Origin of the sequence: Micromonospora sp. NPDC005324, assembly GCF_040607155.1 — a bacterium.
Taxonomy (GTDB): domain Bacteria; phylum Actinomycetota; class Actinomycetes; order Mycobacteriales; family Micromonosporaceae; genus Micromonospora; species Micromonospora trifolii.
On record NZ_JBEXGE010000005.1, the window covers coordinates 239,098 to 256,598 of the forward strand.

Consider the following 17,501-nt stretch of genomic DNA (forward strand, 5'->3'; position numbering starts at 1 on the left):
CCGGCTCCGCCCTGCCGGCCCGCTCGGCGGTCAGGGCAGGTGGAGCAGGGCGGGGGCGTGGTGACGGGTGGCGAAGTCGTGCAGGCGGGCGCGGGTCGCCGCGGCGGCCGGTGGGTCGGTCTCGGCCAGCGGGCCGACGGCCAGCGCCAGCGTGATGACCTCGTCGGTCACGTCGGTCATCCGGGCGTAGCTCGCCGCCGCCGAGCGCAGCAGGTTCGCCGCGGTCGAGGCGTCCCCGGCGTGCCGGGCCAGCGTGGCGTCGGCGACCTGACCGGCGGCATCAGCCCACGGCGTCATCCGGGGCGCCCGGCCGAGCAGTTGCCGGACCAGCCGGGCCGCGTCCGCGCCCAGCACCCCGGCGACGTGCCCGACGGCCGGCACCCACTCCGCGAACGGAATCATCCGGGTCCGTTGCCAGTCCTCGTCCAGCTCGGTGAGCAGCGCCATCGCCTCGTCGCGGCGGCCCTGCACCGCCCGGCAGAGGGCGGCGTGTGCCAGGGTGGAACGCAGCACCCGGTGGAAACCGGTGCGCCGCGCCGCGACCAGCGCCTGCTCGACCAGATCCCCACCCGGTCCGTCCGGCCCCGCGGCTTCGTCGGGCCCGACCAGGTCGGCTCCGGCCAGCCCGCGCATCCAACCCGAGACCGCCACGATGTGCAGATCCCACTCCGCTGTCGGCCGTCGGGTCGACTCCGCCGCCATCGCCAGCGCCGCCGACCAGTCGCCCGCGTAGTACGACCGCGCCCACTCGTCGGCGAAGCTGGTGGCAAGGCTGTGCTCGCCGCCCAGGTCGAGGGTGAGCTGCTCGTCGACCAACCGGGCCGAGCCGGCCAGGTCGCCCTCCTCCTGCAACGCCCAGGCCAGGTTCTGCACCGCCCGGCGTCGACTGGTCAGCCGCTCCACCCGGCAGTGCTCGGTCACCTCCGCCAGCTCCGGGAACGCCGATGCGGAGCCGGCCAGGTAGCGCGCCACGGCCAGGGTGATCCGCGCGTTGGCCTGGACCTCGCGCAGCTGGAGCCGCTCGGCGAGGGACGCTGCCGCCCGCGCGGCCGTACACGCCGGCTCGGTCTCGGCGTTGAGCATGTGCACCCGGGCCAGCTCCAGCAGGGCGCCCGCCTTCTCCTGACTGTCCGGTAGGTCGCCGTAGATGCCGATCGCCTGGTCCAGGCAGTGCAGAGTCGCCGACCGGTCGGCCCGACTCCAGGCGGCGGTGGCGAGCAGCGTCCAGGCGCGCGCCGCCCCCGTCCGGTCGCCGCTCGTGGTGAGCCGCTCGGCCAGCCGGGTGAGGGTGTCCGTGCCCCCCGCCACCAGGAAGGCGTCCCCGTCCCGATACAACGCCAGCTGCGCGTCGAACAGCTCCAGCGCCGGGTCCGGCCCGACATCCAGGGCCAGCGCCCGGCCGACCAGCGCGGCGGCGGTGTCCAGCGCGTGCAGCTCGTACGCCCGGCGGGCCGCCTGGTGCAGCGCGGCCCGCGCCGACGGGGCGTAGGGGGCGGTGTCCAGCCCGACCGTCCGGGCGATCTCGTGCGCCGCCCAGCGATGGTTGGCCAGCACCTCGGCCAGGTCGTACTGCCGGCCGTCGGTGAGCTGCGCCATCCAGTCGGCCGTGCGTTGGTGGCGCAGCACCCGCTCGGCCCTGGGCAGCCGCTGGTAGCAGACGTCGCGCACCAGGATGTGCCGGAACCGGTACTCGGACTGGCCGGACATCGTCGACGTGCTCTGCTCGTACACCAGGTCGCGACGTTGCAGGCGGTCCAGCGCGCGCTCGACCCACTCCACCGGCCGTCCCAACGCCATGGCCACCGGCGCGGCCCAGAACACCACGCCCACCACTGCGGCGGCCTGGAGCACGGCCCGGTCGGCCGGGTCCAGCAGGTCGAGCCGGTTGGCGATGACCGCCTGCACGGTGCGGGGCATCTCCGCGCCACCGTCGAGGTCGGGACGGGAGGCCGAACCGACCGCGTCGAGCAGGCCGCCGTCCAGCAGCATCCGGGCGTACTCCTGGGCGTAGAGCGGGTTGCCGTCGGCGAACTCGATCAGCGGGGTACGTGAGCTGGACGGCAGCGTCGCCTGCCCGAGGAGCAGCGAGTAGAGCGTGTCGATGTCGGTGTCGTGCATCGGCGGCACCGAGATGGACATCGCGCCACTGATCGTGCCGGTCCAGGCCGGGTGTCGTTCCCGCAGCTCCGGCCGGGCTGTCGCGACGACCAGCAGCGGTACGCCACGCGCTGACGCGCCCAACTGCTCGACGAAGGCGAGCATCGCCTGGTCGGCCCAGTGCATGTCCTCGAAGACCAGCACGGTCGGGCCGGTGGTCGCCAGGGCGATCAGGAACCGCCGCCAGGCGGCCTCGGTCTCACCGGGGGTGAGTCGTTCGCCGGGTACGCCGATCAGCGGCCCGAGCGCCTCGGCCAGCCGGGTCGCGTGCGGATCGGCGAGCTGCCCCAGCCGGGCCCGCAACCGTTCGCGCAGCGCGGCCGGGCCGTCGACCTCCGGCACGCCCACCCAGGTCTTCACGATGTCCGACAGGGCGGCCCAGGTGACGTTCTCGCCGAACGGCGGGCACTGCCCGACGAGCCAGGTGATCGGCGGGCCGGGCAGGCTGCCGGCGTGCCGGGCCAGTTCGCGCAGCAGCCGGCTCTTGCCCACACCGGCCGGGCCGAACACCGTCACCAACTGGGAGGTCCGTTCGGTCACCATCCGGTGCAGCGCGTTGACCAGCAGACCGCGCTCGTGTTCCCGGTCCACCATCGGGGTCAGCTCGGCGCCGCGCGGGTCACGGTGTGGTCGCACCTGGACGGCCAGCCAGATCCGGCTCACCGCGGACCGGCCGCGCAGGGTGACCGGTGGTTGGTCGGCGTACTCCATCTCGTGTCGGGTGGCCGACCAGGTGCTCTCGTCGACGACGACACCGCCCGGTGGGGCGAACCCCTGGAGGCGGGAGGCCGTGTTGACCACGTCTCCGGTCACGAAGGCCTGCCCACCGTCGCGGGTGGCGGAGAGGTCGACAAGGGCCTCGCCGGTCGCGATGCCGACCCGGAAGCCCAGCGGCGGCTGCGGACCGGCGGGCTGGCGAGCCAGGTTCCGTTGCAGCTCCAGGCCGGCGCGGACGCAGCGCAACGCGTCGTTGTCGGTGGCCACCGGCGCGCCGAACAGCGCCATCGCCGCGTCGCCGATGTACTTCTCGACCACCCCGCCGTACTGGTGCACGATCCGGCGCACGGTGGCGAAGTAGGTCTGTTGCAGACTGCGGGCCTGCTCCGGGTCGGCCCGCTCCGCGTAGCTGGTGAAGTCCACGATGTCGACGAAGAGCACACTGACCTGACGCCGGTCCTCCTGCACCGTGACGACGTGGTCCCGCAGCGGTTGACCGCAGCTGGTGCAGAAGTTGACCTCGGTGCTGTTGGCGTGCCCGCAGTGCGCACAGTTGACCCCGAGCGGCTGGCCACACCCGCCGCAGAAGCGGTCGTCCGGCCCGGCCGCGCGTGCGCAGTGTCCACACTTGAGGTCGATGTTCAGCTCCGTGGGCGAAAGAGGTCAGTATCGCGGCCGGTCCGCCCAGTCGGGTACCCGACGTGCGGACGGGCAACGGCGTCGATCGGTCGGGGTTAGTGTTCCGTACCAGGAAGTTTCATGTCAGGGAGAGTGCCGTGCAGGTACGACTGTCCGCCTCGTGGACCGATCCGGGTGGCACGCAGTGGGCGCCGGGCGACACGATCGACGTCGATGCGGTCACTCTCGCCGAACTGGAGGAGCAGGGCATGGTGGAAGAGCCTGAGGGTCAGTCGGGCGGGTCGGGGGAGACCACGACCACCTCGTCGAGCACGTCCACGGCTGGTAAGCCGACCGATCCGAAGAAGATCGGTCCGGGGCCGGGCGCGCCGCCGGCCGACGGTAAGGAGAACTGATCGTCCGGGTGCGGTCGGCGGGCCGACGGTCCGCCGACCGCACCCGTCGTGCAGCCTCACCCGTTGGCCGCCGCGACCCTGCCCGGCGTCGGCAGCCGTAGCCCCAGGGCCCGGGCGAGCAGGGGAGCGATCAGCCCCAGGGTGGCCAGCACACCCAACCCCGAGATGACCAGCACCCATCGTGGCCCGACCACCGCCAGCAGCGGTGCGCCGACGGCGTAGGCCAGCGCCTCCGCCGCGTACGGAAACATGTAGACGGTGCCGAACACCACGCCGAGCCGTTCGGCTGGCACGTTCTGCTGGATGAGGGTGTCGGCGGCGACGTTGTGCCAGCCCGCGCCGACACCGGCCACCGCCTGACCGGCTATGGCGAGCGCGATCACCGGGCTGAGGCCGGTGACCAGCGTTCCGGCGCCGAGCGCGAGCAGCGCGCCGTAGAGGACCAGGTCCATCCGGATACGTACGCCGGTTCTCGCCAGGCACATCGGACCGAGCACCATGCCGACGCCGTAGGCGGTGCCCAGCAGACCGATCGTGACCTCGGTAGCACCCAGTTCGGCGCGTCCGAGGGGAACGATGGCGAGGTTGTCCAGCGCGGCGAACATCACCATCACCAGGAACCCGACCGAGACCGCACGGACGACGCTGTGCCCTCGGACCACCCGCAGCCCTTCGCGCAGCACCGTGTGCAGTGGCTCGGACCGGCGGGTCGCGCCGGCCGTCGAGAGTGTCCGGACTCCGCCGATCAGCAACGCGGAGAGGACGAAGGTCGCCGCGTCCACGAGCAGCGTGGCGGTCAGCCCGAGGGTCGCCAGCAGGAGGCCGCCGACGGCTGGCCCGGCAGCGAGCCCGATGTTGACGCCGGTTGCGAGTTGCGCGTTCGCCGCCGGCAGTTGTTCGCGTTCGACCAGGCGGGGGAGCAGGCTGCGTCCGGCGGGAGTGAACGCGGTGGCGGCCGTGGTAGCCGCGGTGATCAGCGCCAGCAGAACGGGCAGGGGCGGCGCGAGCAGCGCGACGGCGAGGTACGTCAACGCCTGGGCGGTGTCGCAACCGATCATCAGCCGGCGCTGGTCGAACCGGTCGGCCAGGGCACCGAGCAACGGTCCGAGCAGGCGGGGCACCGTCGACGCCAGCAGCAGCAGGGCGACCGCGCCACCACCGTGCCGGTCGTAGACGGCGATCAGCAGCGCCGTCCGGGCCAGCTGGTCTCCGGTGTACGACACCAGGCGCGCCCACCAGTAGCGACGAAATGCGACATTGCCGCGGAGTAGTGACATGACCGATGGCTCCTCACTGCTGCGGATATGTCGGCACGGGCCCTGGAACAGGGGCGGGCGCGGCAACCTTGTCAGCGCGGTGTGGGGGCCAACAACCGCTCTTCAGTCAGTGATTCATGTCGATTTGTCCTATTTTGTTCCATCGCTCTACGCCATAGCGTCCTTGGCAAGACAGGCACGGCAGGCACCACACATCGACCAGGGGGACGACATGGCGACCACGACGACGACCACCACGACCGCGAGCGGCTGGGCCGGACCGGGTATCTGGGCCGGACCGGGCTTCTGGGCCGGACCGGGCTTCTGGGCGGGCCCTGGCTACCAGTCGGCCGCGACCCGTTGGCCGGGCGCGACCCGCTGAGCCCGACCCGCTGAACCGCGAGAACGGTGACGCCGGCTGCCACTGGCAGCCGGCGCAGCCGTGCGTACGGACGGGGGAGCGGGTGGCGGGTGGCGGGTGGCGGGTGTCCAGATCGGATGACCGACCGGCGACGAACCGGGCGGGCCGGTCGGTCAGCGGTCGGCCATGCCGGCGCGGCGGCGCAGCGCGGCCACGTCGGTCACCACGATCCGGCGGCCCTCGGTACGCAGCCAGCCCCGGCTGGCGAACGAGCCGATAGCCTGGTTGACGCTCTGCCGGGAACCACCGGCCATCTCGGCCAGTTGGCTCTGGTTGAGCTCGATCGTGATCATCGGTGCCTGGCTCTCGCCGGCCAACCGGACCAGCGTCTTCGCCACGCGACCGGGCAGGTCGAGGAAGACGTGGTCGGCGTTCTGCTCGGTGAGCCGGCGGATCAGCCCGCCCAGCGAGCGCATCACCGCGTCCAGGATGCGTGGGTTGGAGTGCACCAACTCCATGAACGCGCCCCGCGAGAGAGCGAGCGCCGCGCAGTCCTCGATGGCCTCGGCCGAGGCCGACCGGGTGGACGCGTCGAGCAGGGAGACCTCACCGAGCACGTCCGGTGGACGGATAACCGACAGCACGGCCCGCTCGCCGGTGGGTGCGGTGCGAAAGACCGCCACCGCGCCGCGGCGCAGGACGATCAGCGACTCGCCGGGGTCGTTCTCCACGAAGAGCAGTTGGCCCTTGCGGTAGGTGCGCGGAACGGCGGCGGCGATGACGCGCTGCCGCACCTCGGGCTCCAGCCCGGCGAACATCTCAACACCCGTGAGCGCGTCACCCGGCTCCGGCAGGCGAACCTCCACGGCCCAACCCCTCCCCCGGTCATGGACCACAACTCGCTCACCGGGCGAACCTGATGGGCCCCGACAAGGTGAACTGACACCGAGTCGGCGTCCGGTAGCGGTACACATCAGATCATGACGGTCCGGTCGCTTGCTGTACACCCCTCGAAGCACTTCCGTGACCGTCACGAGCTGCGACGTGCCGTTCACGAGGTGTTGCCGCGGCTCGGTCGACCTCGGGGAGGCCCCCGCCTGGCGCGGCCGTGCGGTGGTGGGCGAGGATGCCCGGAATGGTCTACCGCTACTTCTACGACTGCGAGTTCATCGAGGACGGCACGACCGTCGACCTCGTCTCGATCGGTGTCGTCGACGAGTACGGCCGTGAGTTCTACGCGGTCTCCACCGAGTTCGACGACTCCCGCGCCGTGCCCTGGGTCCGACGCAACGTGCTGGACAAGCTGCCCTCCCCGGCGGACCGGGCCTGGCGCTCGCGGGAGCGCATCCGCGACGACCTGTACGACTTCCTGGTCGAGCCGATCCGGGACCGGCCGGGGGAGCAGCTGGAGCTGTGGGCCTGGTTCGCCGCGTACGACCACGTGGTGCTCGCCCAGCTCTGGGGTGCGATGCCGGCGCTGCCGCGGGAAATTCCCCGCTACACCAAGGAGCTGCGGCAGCTCTGGGACGACCGGGGCCGGCCGCCCCTGCCGGACGCGGACGCGGCCCGGCACGACGCGCTGGTCGATGCCCGACACAACCTGGCCCGCTGGCGGGCGATGACCGCCCGTTGAGTGGTGGCCGCGCCGCCGTAGGTTTGACCGGTTCTGTCCCGGGCAACGGTTCGACCAGCCGAGCCGAGGGAGATTGCCATGAGCGACCAGCCGAGCAACGCCGCGGAGGCACGCGCCCGGGTCACCGGCCTGGCCCGGGCCGCGCGGATCTGCATGCTCACCACCACTGCTCTGGACGGGCGGCAGGTGAGTCGACCGATGGGGCTCCAGGAGGCCGAGTTCGACGGCGATTTGTGGTTCTTCGCCTACGCCGACTCGGCCAAGGTCCGCCAGATCCGGGTGAACCCGGAGGTCAACGTCGCCTTCTCCGACCAGAAGCACAACGCGTGGGTGTCGATCTCCGGCACCGCTACCGAGGGGTTCGACCGGGCCCGGGCCGAGCGGCTGTGGAACCCGCTGCTCAGGGCGTGGTTCCCCGACGGGCTGGACACCTCCGGTCTCACGCTGATCAAGGTGCACGCCAGCTCCGCCGAGTACTGGGACTCGCCGAACAGCACCGTGGTGAACCTGCTCGGCTACGCGAAGGCGGCGGTCACCGGCCGGCCACCGAAGGCCGGCGAGAACCACGAGGTGACCTACTGACCGGGGGCTGGTGCCCGGGGCGCGCTGTCGTCGTACTGGCGGGCCGACTACAGTTCGCAGTGACGGCCCGCCCCGGGCCGGCAACGGCGCCGATGGTCTGACCTGACACATATCCTGGGGCATATCGGGCTTTACCTGATGCTCCAGGAGGATGAGCGGATCATGCGTATCGGCGTGCTCACCGGCGGCGGCGACTGCCCCGGTCTCAACGCGGTCATCCGGGCGGTGGTCCGCAAGGGCGTCGCCACTTACGGTCACGAGTTCGTGGGCTTCCGGGATGGCTGGAAGGGCCCGCTGGAGGGTCTGTCCCGCCCCCTGGGTATCGCCGACGTCCGCGGCATTCTGCCCCGCGGCGGCACCATCCTCGGCTCGTCCCGGACCAACCCCTTCAAGATCGAGAACGGCGTCGAGCGGATCAAGGACAACCTCGCCGCCCAGGGCGTGGACGCGCTGATCGCGATCGGCGGTGAGGACACCCTCGGCGTGGCCACCAAGCTCTACGAGCTGGGCGTGCACGTCGTCGGCGTGCCGAAGACGATCGACAACGACCTCGGCGCCACCGACTACACCTTCGGCTTCGACACCGCTGTCAACATCGCGATGGAGGCCATCGACCGCCTGCACACCACCGCGGAGAGCCACCACCGCACCCTGGTCGTCGAGGTGATGGGCCGGCACGCCGGCTGGATCGCCCTGCACGCCGGCCTGGCCGGCGGCGCCAACGTGATCCTGCTGCCCGAGCGCCAGTTCGACGTCGAGCAGGTGGCCGGCTACGTCGAGAAGCGCTTCCAGCACCAATACGCCCCGATCGTCGTGGTCGCCGAGGGCGCCCAGCCGCTCGACGGCCAGATGGTCCTCGCCAACCAGGAACTCGACTCGTTCGGTCACGTCCGCCTCGGCGGCATCGGCCAGTGGCTCGCCGAGCAGCTGGAGGCCAAGACCGGCAAGGAGGCCCGCACCGTGGTGCTGGGCCACATCCAGCGCGGTGGCACCCCGACCGCCTTCGACCGGGTGCTCGCCACCCGCCTCGGCCTGCAGGCCATCGACGCCGTCAACGACGGCGACTGGGGCAAGATGGTCGCGATGCAGAGCACCGACATCGTCCGGGTGCCCCTCGCCGAGGCCACCCGCGAGCTGAAGACCGTGCCGCTGGAGCGGTACGCCGAGGCCGAGGTCTTCTTCGGCAGCTGATCGATGGTCGGCGGCGCGGCGGGCCCACGGGTCCGCCGCGCCGCGACCCGATGCGAGGGGGTACGGGCCGACATGTCAGCCGGAGTGCACACGGTCGCGGTGATCGGCGCGGGCAAGATCGGTGAGCTGATGCTCTCCGGGTTGCTGCGCTCGGGATGGCCGGTGGACCGGCTGTTGGCCACCGCCCGCCGGCCCGCTCGCGCCGAGGAGCTGACCGCCCGCTACGGCGTACGGGTGGTCGACAACCTGACAGCTGTGGACGAGGCGGCGGTGCTCGCGGTCTCGGTCAAGCCGCAGGACGCCGCCGCGCTCCTCGACGAGATCGGCCCGAAGGTGCCGGCCGACAAGCTCGTCATCTCGCTCTGCGCCGGTCTGCCCACCAGCTTCTTCAGCCGCCGGTTGCCCGACGGCACCCCTGTGGTGCGGGTGATGACCAACACCCCGGCGCTGGTCGACGAGGCGATGACCGCGATCTCCGCCGGCGCGCACGCCACCGGGGCGCACCTGACGCTGGCCGAGGAGATGTTCAAGCCGCTCGGCCAGACGATCCGGGTGCCCGAGTCGCAGCAGGACGCGGTCACCGCGCTCTCCGGCTCCGGCCCGGCCTACTTCTACCTGCTGGTCGAGGCCATGATCGACGCGGGGATCCTGCTCGGGCTGCCCCGCCAGGTGGCGCACGAGCTGATCGTGCAGACTGCGATCGGGTCGGCCGTGATGCTGCGCGACTCCGGCGAACACCCGGTCAAGCTGCGCGAGGCGGTCACCTCACCGGCCGGCACCACCATCTCCGCGATTCGTGAGCTGGAGAATCACGGCGTACGCGCGGCGCTGCTCGCCGCGCTGGAGGCCGCCCGGGATCGCGCCCGCGAGCTGGCGGCACAGGCCGACTGAGCGGTCGGGGCGCGTCGCGGGGCCAAGCGTGCCGCATACTGGCCCGGTGTTCACACTTGCCCAGGCCCGGCACCTGGTGGCCACCCTGCAACCGCGCGTCGACGAGTTGATCCGGGTCCGGGCCGACCTGGCCGAGTTGCGCGCTGACCTGGCCGACCACGGCGTGAGCGCGCTCGGCGGGCTGGCCGAGGTCAAGGCGCTGGAGGCTCGGCTGCACGCCGTCGTCGACGAGCTGCACCAGCACGACATCCAGGTCAAGGGCATCGCCCCCGTGCTGCTCGACTTTCCCGGCGAGCGGGCCGGCCGCGCCGTGCTCTGGTGCTGGCTGGAGGGCGACTCCGACGTGCGCTGGTACCACCGCGCCGAGTGCGGCTTCGCCGGCCGCCGCCCCCTCTGACTCAGCCTGCCGCGGACGTCGGCAGGACCGGGTCGCGGGCCTCGGTCACCGCGAACACCACCACGTTGTCGACGTAGTGGCTCCGCCGCCGGTCGAAGTCGCCCCCGCAGGTGACCAGGCGCAGCTCCGCCCCGGGCGTCGGACCGTAGACCACTGCTGTCGGAAACTGGTCCTTGCGGGTACGCAGCGACCCGGTCACCCGGAACGGCAACCGCTGCCCGCCGCGCCACACCTCCACGAGGTCCCCGGGCCGTAGCTCGCCGAGCCGGGCGAAGACCGCCGGGCCGCGTCGTGAGTCCAGATGCCCGGCGAGTACGGCCGGGCCGGTGTCGCCCGGGGCCGGGCCGCCGCCGTACCAGCCAGCTGTGTGGAAGTCGGTCGGCGGGATCAGCGCGCCGGCGCGGTCCAGACCCAGCACGGTGAGCGGTGAGTCGACGTCGATGCGCGGTACGCGTACCCGCGTGGGTGGACCGTGTGGCGTGGGCGCGGCGGCCACCGACGGGCAGTCGTCGCCGCAGCCGGGGTGCCAGCGCGCCATCGGCGGTGGCGGGCCGGTGGCGGCCAGCCCGACCCCGGTGCCGACGGCCAGGCAGACCGCCGCGCCGGCCGCGACCAGCGCGGCCAGCGGTATCCGGCGGTCACGGTGCCGCCGGATCGACGGGTCCGGCCCGGCGCTCACCAGGTGGTGCGCCGCCGCCGACGCCAGAGCAGCAGGACCACCGCGCCGGCCGCCGCGGCCAGACCGCCGGCCACCAGTGGGTACGCGTCGAGCCCGGCCCCGGCGGTGCCACCGGCGCCGGTGTCCACCCCGCCGGCCGGGACGACGGTGCCGCCCTCGGCGTCGCGGCGCAGCTCGGCGGTGAGCCCGCCCTGTTTCGCGTCGAGTACCAGCAGCGAGTAGACCGCGCCGCCGGTGAGCCGCACCTCGGCGTCGGTGCTCGGCCCGCCGGCACCCGTCAGCTTCAGCCGCCAACTGCCCGGCTCGACCTGCTGGTAGTCGGTAGTGGTGGCGAACTGCACTCCGTCGGCGATCATCGGGCCGTCGGCGGCGGCCACGTCGAGCACCGGGGTCCGCACCGACGCCTGCACGACCCGCACCTTGGCGCGCCCGTCGGTGGGGGCGCTGAGATCGTCGTTGAGCACCCGCAGGCCGAGGTCGGCGTGCCGGCCGACACCGGCCACAGTGAAGGCGTCGCCGCTGGTCACCGCGACCTCGGTGGTCAGCACCGGGGGGTCGCTGGCGGGGGCGCCGGCCTCGCGCATGGCCACCGCGTACCGGCCCGGCGCGAGTTCGAGGTAGTCGGAGACCACGCCGTAACCGACACCGGGAAAGACCTGCGGCTTCGCCGCGCCCGGCGCGGCCAGGTAGACGTCCACCGCCGGGGTGTCCGGGGAGAGGTGCGCGAGCCGGACGTATCCGACGGTGTCCGCGCCGGCCGCGGCGTTGGCCGGAATCGGAATGGCGGCGGTGGCGAGGGCGGTGCCGAGCAGGAGCGCGCCGGAGCCGGCCAGAAGCCGGCGGGGCACGGTACGGAGCGTGTGCATGTCGCCTCCGGGGCACGTTCGGTGAGCGGGCAGCAACCCAGAGAACAGGGTCCCGTTAACAGGACTGTGGCGCAAGTTGCCACAACGATGTTTTTGCCGGCCGTCGCCACCGATCGCGGAGGGAGCCCTGCGTCTGCGGTTACGGGGCCGTCGCGGACCGCCGTGGTCGCCTATTCTCGGGCGATGCGGGATCGCCGGGTGGCGCTGGCGTGGGCGGCCTTCGTCGTCGTCGCGCTGGTGTCCGGTGTGCTCGTCCTGCATCGGCCGGATCGCCTCTCCGACCTGCACATCTACTACGGCGCGCTGTCCGACCTGCGCGCCGGCAAGCCGCTGTACGGATATGTCGCGGAGAACGGCGGTCCGTTCACCTATCCGCCGTTCGCCGCCCTCGTGCTGTGGCCGATCACCGCCGTCAGCGAGGGCGTACTCCAGGGGATCTGGCTGGTGACGACGTGCGCCGCGGTCGTCGCCATCGCCGGGTCGGTCGGTGTCGCGCTGACCACCCGACGATCTCGGCGCCCGCTCGTCGTGGCGCTGGCGGCCACCATGCTGATGCTCTCCGCGCCGGTGCAGAGCAACCTGCGCTTCGGGCAGGTCAGCATCTTCATCGTGCTGATGGCCCTGCTCGACGGGCTGGGCGTCGTCCCACCCCGACTGCGCGGGACGCTGGTCGGGGTGGCCGCGGCGATCAAGCTCACCCCGCTGCTGTTCGTGGTCTACTTCCTCGCCGTCGGGCGCTACCGTGACGCCGGCCGGTCGGCGGCCACCTTCGTGGCCTGCGCGGGGCTCGCCGCGATCGTGTTGCCCCAGGAGAGCTGGGCCTACTGGACCGAGACCGTGCGACAGACCTCGCGCATCGGCAATCTGTCCTCGTTGGGCAACCAGTCCCTGCACGGAATGTTGCTGCGCGTCGGCGTCGACGAGACGGCGCTGCCAGTGCTCTGGGCCGGCATGGTGGCACTGACCTGCGCGGCGGCACTGCTGCGGGCCCGACAGTTGACGAGGCAGGGTCGCCCCGGGCACGCCGCCGTGCTCGTCGGCTGCGCCACAGTGGCCGCGTCCCCGGTGTCCTGGACCCACCACCAGGTGTGGCCGGTGCTCGCCGCGATGCTGCTGATCGGCGCGTCCGGCGTCACCCAGCGGGCCGCCGGCGCGGCGCTGCTCGCCGCCATGGTCGTCTCGTTGGGCGCGGTGCTCAGCCCCGTCTCGACGCGGCCGGGGGTGCAGTTCCTCTTCGAGAACGCCCGTGCCGTCGGGGTCTGCCTCCTGTGCCTTGTCGGCTTCGGCGGTGTCGCCATCGCCGCCCAGAGACGACCGGCCGCCGGCCGTGCCTGGCTCCGGGTGGGCGTCACCGCCTCGGTGGCGGTCGCGTTCTTCGCCGTGCAGCCGCTGCCGGCCGGGGCCGACCCCACCTTCAAGGCGTACAGCCTCGACGACGTGGTCAACCCGCGATACTTCTTCGTCTGCCGTGGCCCGGCCGAATGCGCCGAATACGCCACCGACGCGCCCGTCACCTTCGGCACCCGGGCCGAGAAGACCAAGGTCCGGGTCAACGGCGTGGTTTCCCCGCAGGTGACCCGCCTGGAGTACTACTCCGCCCCGGGTGGGGCACCCCGGGCCATCCCGCTGCTCGCCGCGTACCCGGGTTTGCGTACCTTCTCGTTCCGGTCCGCGACGATGGCCCACGGCCGGCTCGTCGCGTACGCCTCGGACGGGCGGCCGATCGTCAGCTACGACGACGAACTCGCCGCCGCCCTCCGCACCACCACCCGGTAGGCGATCGCGGGGAGGACGGCGGCCTTGCTCAGCGGGTGGCGGCGGCCACGGCGGCGCGCACCTTCGCGGCGTCGCCCGGGGCCGGGTGCTCCCAGTCAGTCGGGCTGGCCGAGTAGAGCGTGCCGTACGCCGGGGTGTCCGGCTGGTAGCGCCACCCCTCGGCCAGCGGGCCGACGTCCACCGCGTCGTAGCCGATCCGGTCCAGGAAGGCGGTCACCTCGGCCTTCGCGGCGGCGTCGTCACCGGCGATCGCGAGGGCGCTGCGGTCGGCGGCGCCGGTCGGGCGGGGGAGCGCGGCCAGACCCTTGAAGTTGATGTTGTTGAAGACCTTGACCACCCGCGAGTCCGGCAGGCGGCGCTGGAGTAGCTCACTGCTGGTGGTCTCGCCGGAGTCCAACTCCGGGAAGGTGCCATCGCGCTGCGCGTAGTAGTTGTTGGTGTCGATGACGACCTTGCCGGCCAGCGGTTCCACGGGCACCGCGCGGTACGCCTTCAGCGGCACGCTGACGACCACCAGGTCACCGACCTGTGCCGCGTCCTGCGTGGTGCCGGCGCTGGCGTGCTCGCCCAGGGTTTCCACCAGGTCGGTGAGGGTCTCCGGGCCCCGCGAGTTGCTCAGCACCACGTCGTAGCCGGCGTCGACCGCCAGCCGGGCCAGGGTGCCGCCGATGTTGCCACTGCCGATCAGTCCCACAGTTGTCATGCTCGTTCCCAACCTCGTTCACCCACGACGCATTCCCGACCAGAATGGTGGGTTATTCCGCTTGCCCGCTGCCGGGTAGTGGCGCAGGCTGCTCGCGACCTTCGCCGTCGCGGCGGGCGCCTGGTTGCGCCGCGAGCCCGCCCTCCACAACGTACTGCTCACGCGGGTCGCCGACCGGCTCTCCGGGACGTGCCACTCTCCGGTGACGAGCGGTTCGGGCGAGCGGTCGACGGCGGGGCGACGGTCGTCCTGCGGCACCGGTGCCGTGGAGCGCTCGGGGCCGTCAGGAGGTGGGGAGGGCCTTCTCGACGGCTACGCGCAGGTCGTCGGAGTCGGGCTCGACAGTGGGGGCGAAGCGGGCGGCGACCGAGCCGTCCGGGGCCACCAGGAACTTCTCGAAGTTCCAGCGCACGTCTCCGGTGTGCCCGTCGGTGTCCGGTGTGCCGACGAGCGCGGCGTAGAGCGGGTGCCGGTCGGGGCCGTTGACGTCGACCTTCTCGGTCAGCGGGAAAGTGACACCGTAGTTGACCTGGCAGAAGTCGCTGATCTCGGCGGCGCTGCCCGGCTCCTGCCCGGCGAACTGGTTGCACGGCACCCCGAGCACCACCAGGCCACGGTCGGCGTAGGAGTCGGCGAGCGTCTGGAGGCCGGCGTACTGCGGGGTGAGGCCACAGCGCGAGGCCACGTTGACGACCAGCAACGCCTTGCCGCGGTAGCGGGCCAGGTCGGCGGGGCCGCCGTTGAGGGCGTCGATCGGGATGTCGAAGACGGTCATGGGCCGAGGCTACGCGCCGGCCCCCGGCGTCCACCCGGGGTGGGCGCAGCGTGTGCACTCCGTGCACCAGGAGAAATCGAAACATTCACATCTTGACGAACTGATGACGCCGTGAGTACCGTCTCACCATCTCTTTTGGAAAGTTTCCTAACAGTTCGGGAGACGCCTCATGAAAAGATCGCTCCGCCGGGCCCTCTGGGCCGGTGCCGTGGTCGCCGTGACCGTCGCAGCGGTGCCGGTGACCACCGCGTTCGGCGCCGGCACGGTCACCACCACCTTCACCAAGGCGCAGGACTGGGGGACCGGTCACGAGACGAGGGTGACCGTCACCAACGGTTCGAGCGCCACGGTCACCACCTGGCGCATCGAGTTCGACCTGCCGTCGGGCACCACCATCAGCAGCGCGTGGGACGCCGACGTCACCAGCAGCGGCAACCACTACGTCGCGGTCAAGAAGAGCTGGGCCGGCGGCATCGCCCCCGGCGCCTCGTTCAGCTGGGGCTACAACGGCAGCGGCGCCTACAAGGCACCGCTGAACTGCACCATCAACGGTGCCGCGTGCGGCGGCGGGACGACCCCGCCGACCACCACTCCGCCGACCACGACCCCACCGACGACGACGCCGCCCACCACCCCTCCGCCCACCACGCCACCGCCGACCACCAACCCGCCGAACCCGGGTGGCAAGAAGATCGTCGGCTACTTCGCCGAGTGGGGCGTCTACGGGCGCAATTACCACGTCAAGAACATCCAGACCAGCGGCTCGGCCGCCAAGCTGACCCACATCCTGTACGCCTTCGGCAACACCACCGGCGGTCGTTGCGCCATCGGTGACAGCTACGCCGACTACGAGAAGGCGTACACCGCGGCGGAGAGCGTGGACGGCGTCGCCGACACGTGGGACCAGCCGCTGCGCGGCAGCTTCAACCAGCTGCGCAAGCTCAAGCAGCTGAACCCGCACCTCAAGGTGATCTGGTCGTTCGGTGGCTGGACCTGGTCCGGCGGTTTCACCCAGGCCGCGCAGAACCCGGCCGCGTTCGCCGAGAGCTGCTACAACCTGGTCGAGGACCCGCGCTGGGCGGACGTCTTCGACGGCATCGACGTCGACTGGGAATACCCCAACGCCTGCGGTCTGAGCTGTGACAGCAGCGGCCCGAACGCCTTCAAGAACGTGATCAGCGCGTTGCGGTCGAAGTTCGGGTCCAGTGCCCTGGTCACCGCCGCCATCACCGCGGACGGCAGCAACGGCGGCAAGATCGACGCCACCGACTACGCCGGTGCCATCGGCAACCTCAACTGGCTGATGCCGATGACCTACGACTACTTCGGCGCATTCGCCGCCCAGGGTCCGACGGCACCGCACTCACCGCTCACCTCGTACACCGGCATCCCGCAGCAGGGCTTCAACTCCGACGCGGCGATCCAGAAGCTCAAGAGCAAGGGCGTCCCGGCCAACAAGCTGCTGCTCGGCATCGGCTTCTACGGTCGGGGCTGGACCGGTGTCACCCAGGCCGCTCCGGGTGGCAGCGCCACCGGCGCGGCGCCGGGCACCTACGAGGCCGGCATCGAGGACTACAAGGTCCTCAAGAACACCTGCCCGGCCACCGGCACGATCGCCGGCACCGCGTACGCCAAGTGCGGCAGCAACTGGTGGAGCTACGACACCCCGTCGACCATCAACGGCAAGATGACGTACGCGAACAACCAGGGCCTCGGTGGCGCGTTCTTCTGGGAGCTCTCCGGTGACACGAGCAACGGCGAGCTCATCGGCGCCATCAAGGGCGGTCTCGGCTGAGCCGAGGGCCGACGCACCACCCACACGGCGGGAAGGGGCCCGCACCGTCCCTTCCCGCCCGTGACACAGCGGCCCGGTCGACGCCCAGCGTCGGCCGGGCCGCCGCCGTTGGGCTCGGTCAGTTGGATGTGGCAGACTCGCGGCTCGGCACGTCTCGATCTCACCGCCGACGGAGGTGATCATGCGCCCGACCCACCGCAGGCTGGCGGCGACCGCCGCCGGGCTGGTGCTGCTGCCGGTTGCCCTGGTCGGCTGCGGAATCGGCGACAAGGACGAGGAGAAGTCCGCCGCCAAGCCGGCCCGAGCCCCCGCCGAGGAGGCCGCCACCCGCTCCCGTGAGCGCGTGCAGGCGTACCTCGACGCGATGGCGGCCAAGGACGTCGCCGCCGGCCGCAGCCAGCTCTGCGCTCTGCTGCACGACGGCTTCGACCTGGGTGCCACCGGCCCCAACGGTGACTTCGCCGACCACTTCCAGGTGCCGGAGGCGGCCATCACCGACGTCCGGTCCGGTCCGCTCGGGCAGGAGGTCCGCGTCTCGGTCTCGGTCGCCGTCGGCAAGCGCACCGTCACCCGGCCGCTGGTCTTCACCGTCACCCGCGACGGCAGCGACTGGTGCATCGCCGCCGAAGCGCCGGGCGCGCCGGTCGCCCCGACGCCGACCGGCGTCGCCCCCACCCCCGCGTCCTGA

The 17,501-nt window shown here is 72.0% G+C and carries 17 protein-coding genes; 10 read left to right on the forward strand and 7 right to left on the reverse strand.

Annotated features, from left to right (window positions below):
- Nucleotides 1-30: 30 nt before the first annotated feature.
- The gene (locus tag ABZS40_RS07700; RefSeq protein ID WP_354942593.1) at nt 31-3,519 is read right to left on the reverse strand and encodes an adenylate/guanylate cyclase domain-containing protein; all 3,489 of its coding nucleotides are present in this window, start codon (nt 3,517-3,519) and stop codon (nt 31-33) included.
- Nucleotides 3,520-3,650: 131 nt separating this feature from the next.
- Here ABZS40_RS07700 and ABZS40_RS07705 point away from each other — a divergent pair, with 131 nt between their 5' ends.
- A complete protein-coding gene (locus ABZS40_RS07705) occupies nt 3,651-3,908 on the forward strand; it encodes a hypothetical protein (protein WP_196918950.1) in 258 nt (85 codons plus the stop codon).
- 56 nt (nt 3,909-3,964) lie between these two features.
- On the opposite strand, the gene ABZS40_RS07710 is transcribed toward ABZS40_RS07705, so the two are convergent.
- A complete protein-coding gene (locus tag ABZS40_RS07710) occupies nt 3,965-5,185 on the reverse strand; it encodes an MFS transporter (protein ID WP_354942545.1) in 1,221 nt (406 codons plus the stop codon).
- 211 nt (nt 5,186-5,396) lie between these two features.
- Between ABZS40_RS07710 and ABZS40_RS07715 the strand changes: the two genes are divergently transcribed.
- Nucleotides 5,397-5,546 (forward strand): hypothetical protein, encoded by a 150-nt coding sequence (locus ABZS40_RS07715; RefSeq protein ID WP_354942546.1) that lies wholly within the window; start codon nt 5,397-5,399, stop codon nt 5,544-5,546.
- A gap of 152 nt (nt 5,547-5,698) precedes the next feature.
- On the opposite strand, the gene ABZS40_RS07720 is transcribed toward ABZS40_RS07715, so the two are convergent.
- On the reverse strand, nt 5,699-6,391 hold the full coding sequence (locus ABZS40_RS07720) for a Crp/Fnr family transcriptional regulator (RefSeq protein ID WP_091407574.1): 693 nt from the start codon (nt 6,389-6,391) through the stop codon (nt 5,699-5,701).
- Between the two features lie 269 nt (nt 6,392-6,660).
- On the opposite strand from ABZS40_RS07720, the gene ABZS40_RS07725 reads away from it, so the two are divergent.
- The 5 genes from ABZS40_RS07725 to ABZS40_RS07745 all read left to right on the forward strand — a co-directional run bounded on the left by ABZS40_RS07725 (nt 6,661) and on the right by ABZS40_RS07745 (nt 10,219).
- Nucleotides 6,661-7,158: a polyadenylate-specific 3'-exoribonuclease AS gene (locus tag ABZS40_RS07725; protein ID WP_112582786.1), complete on the forward strand. Its 498-nt coding sequence runs from the start codon at nt 6,661-6,663 to the stop codon at nt 7,156-7,158.
- 78 nt (nt 7,159-7,236) lie between these two features.
- Nucleotides 7,237-7,740: a pyridoxamine 5'-phosphate oxidase family protein gene (locus tag ABZS40_RS07730; RefSeq protein ID WP_354942547.1), complete on the forward strand. Its 504-nt coding sequence runs from the start codon at nt 7,237-7,239 to the stop codon at nt 7,738-7,740.
- A 162-nt stretch (nt 7,741-7,902) separates the two neighbouring features.
- Nucleotides 7,903-8,931, forward strand: coding sequence for a 6-phosphofructokinase (locus ABZS40_RS07735; RefSeq protein ID WP_124821156.1), 1,029 nt, complete (start codon nt 7,903-7,905; stop codon nt 8,929-8,931).
- A 72-nt stretch (nt 8,932-9,003) separates the two neighbouring features.
- Nucleotides 9,004-9,822, forward strand: coding sequence for a pyrroline-5-carboxylate reductase (gene proC / locus ABZS40_RS07740; protein WP_354942548.1), 819 nt, complete (start codon nt 9,004-9,006; stop codon nt 9,820-9,822).
- Nucleotides 9,823-9,868: 46 nt separating this feature from the next.
- Nucleotides 9,869-10,219 (forward strand): DUF2203 domain-containing protein, encoded by a 351-nt coding sequence (locus ABZS40_RS07745; protein ID WP_036412622.1) that lies wholly within the window; start codon nt 9,869-9,871, stop codon nt 10,217-10,219.
- 1 nt (nt 10,220) lies between these two features.
- Here ABZS40_RS07745 and ABZS40_RS07750 read toward each other — a convergent pair whose 3' ends face one another.
- Both ABZS40_RS07750 and ABZS40_RS07755 read right to left on the reverse strand, forming a co-directional pair.
- Nucleotides 10,221-10,898, reverse strand: a complete 678-nt coding sequence (locus ABZS40_RS07750; protein WP_354942549.1) for a class F sortase — start codon at nt 10,896-10,898, stop codon at nt 10,221-10,223.
- Nucleotides 10,895-11,764 (reverse strand): DUF4397 domain-containing protein, encoded by an 870-nt coding sequence (locus ABZS40_RS07755; RefSeq protein WP_354942550.1) that lies wholly within the window; start codon nt 11,762-11,764, stop codon nt 10,895-10,897. Before ABZS40_RS07755 ends, ABZS40_RS07750 begins: the two co-directional genes overlap by 4 nt.
- A gap of 183 nt (nt 11,765-11,947) precedes the next feature.
- Between ABZS40_RS07755 and ABZS40_RS07760 the strand changes: the two genes are divergently transcribed.
- On the forward strand, nt 11,948-13,540 hold the full coding sequence (locus tag ABZS40_RS07760; RefSeq protein WP_354942551.1) for a glycosyltransferase 87 family protein: 1,593 nt from the start codon (nt 11,948-11,950) through the stop codon (nt 13,538-13,540).
- Nucleotides 13,541-13,568: 28 nt separating this feature from the next.
- On the opposite strand, the gene ABZS40_RS07765 is transcribed toward ABZS40_RS07760, so the two are convergent.
- Both ABZS40_RS07765 and ABZS40_RS07770 read right to left on the reverse strand, forming a co-directional pair.
- The gene (locus ABZS40_RS07765; protein ID WP_354942552.1) at nt 13,569-14,243 is read right to left on the reverse strand and encodes an NADPH-dependent F420 reductase; all 675 of its coding nucleotides are present in this window, start codon (nt 14,241-14,243) and stop codon (nt 13,569-13,571) included.
- Nucleotides 14,244-14,526: 283 nt separating this feature from the next.
- Nucleotides 14,527-15,018: a glutathione peroxidase gene (locus tag ABZS40_RS07770; RefSeq protein ID WP_354942553.1), complete on the reverse strand. Its 492-nt coding sequence runs from the start codon at nt 15,016-15,018 to the stop codon at nt 14,527-14,529.
- 169 nt (nt 15,019-15,187) lie between these two features.
- Here ABZS40_RS07770 and ABZS40_RS07775 point away from each other — a divergent pair, with 169 nt between their 5' ends.
- Together ABZS40_RS07775 and ABZS40_RS07780 are read left to right on the forward strand one after the other, a co-directional pair.
- Nucleotides 15,188-16,813 (forward strand): glycosyl hydrolase family 18 protein, encoded by a 1,626-nt coding sequence (locus ABZS40_RS07775; protein ID WP_354942554.1) that lies wholly within the window; start codon nt 15,188-15,190, stop codon nt 16,811-16,813.
- 181 nt (nt 16,814-16,994) lie between these two features.
- Nucleotides 16,995-17,501: a nuclear transport factor 2 family protein gene (locus ABZS40_RS07780; RefSeq protein WP_354942555.1), complete on the forward strand. Its 507-nt coding sequence runs from the start codon at nt 16,995-16,997 to the stop codon at nt 17,499-17,501.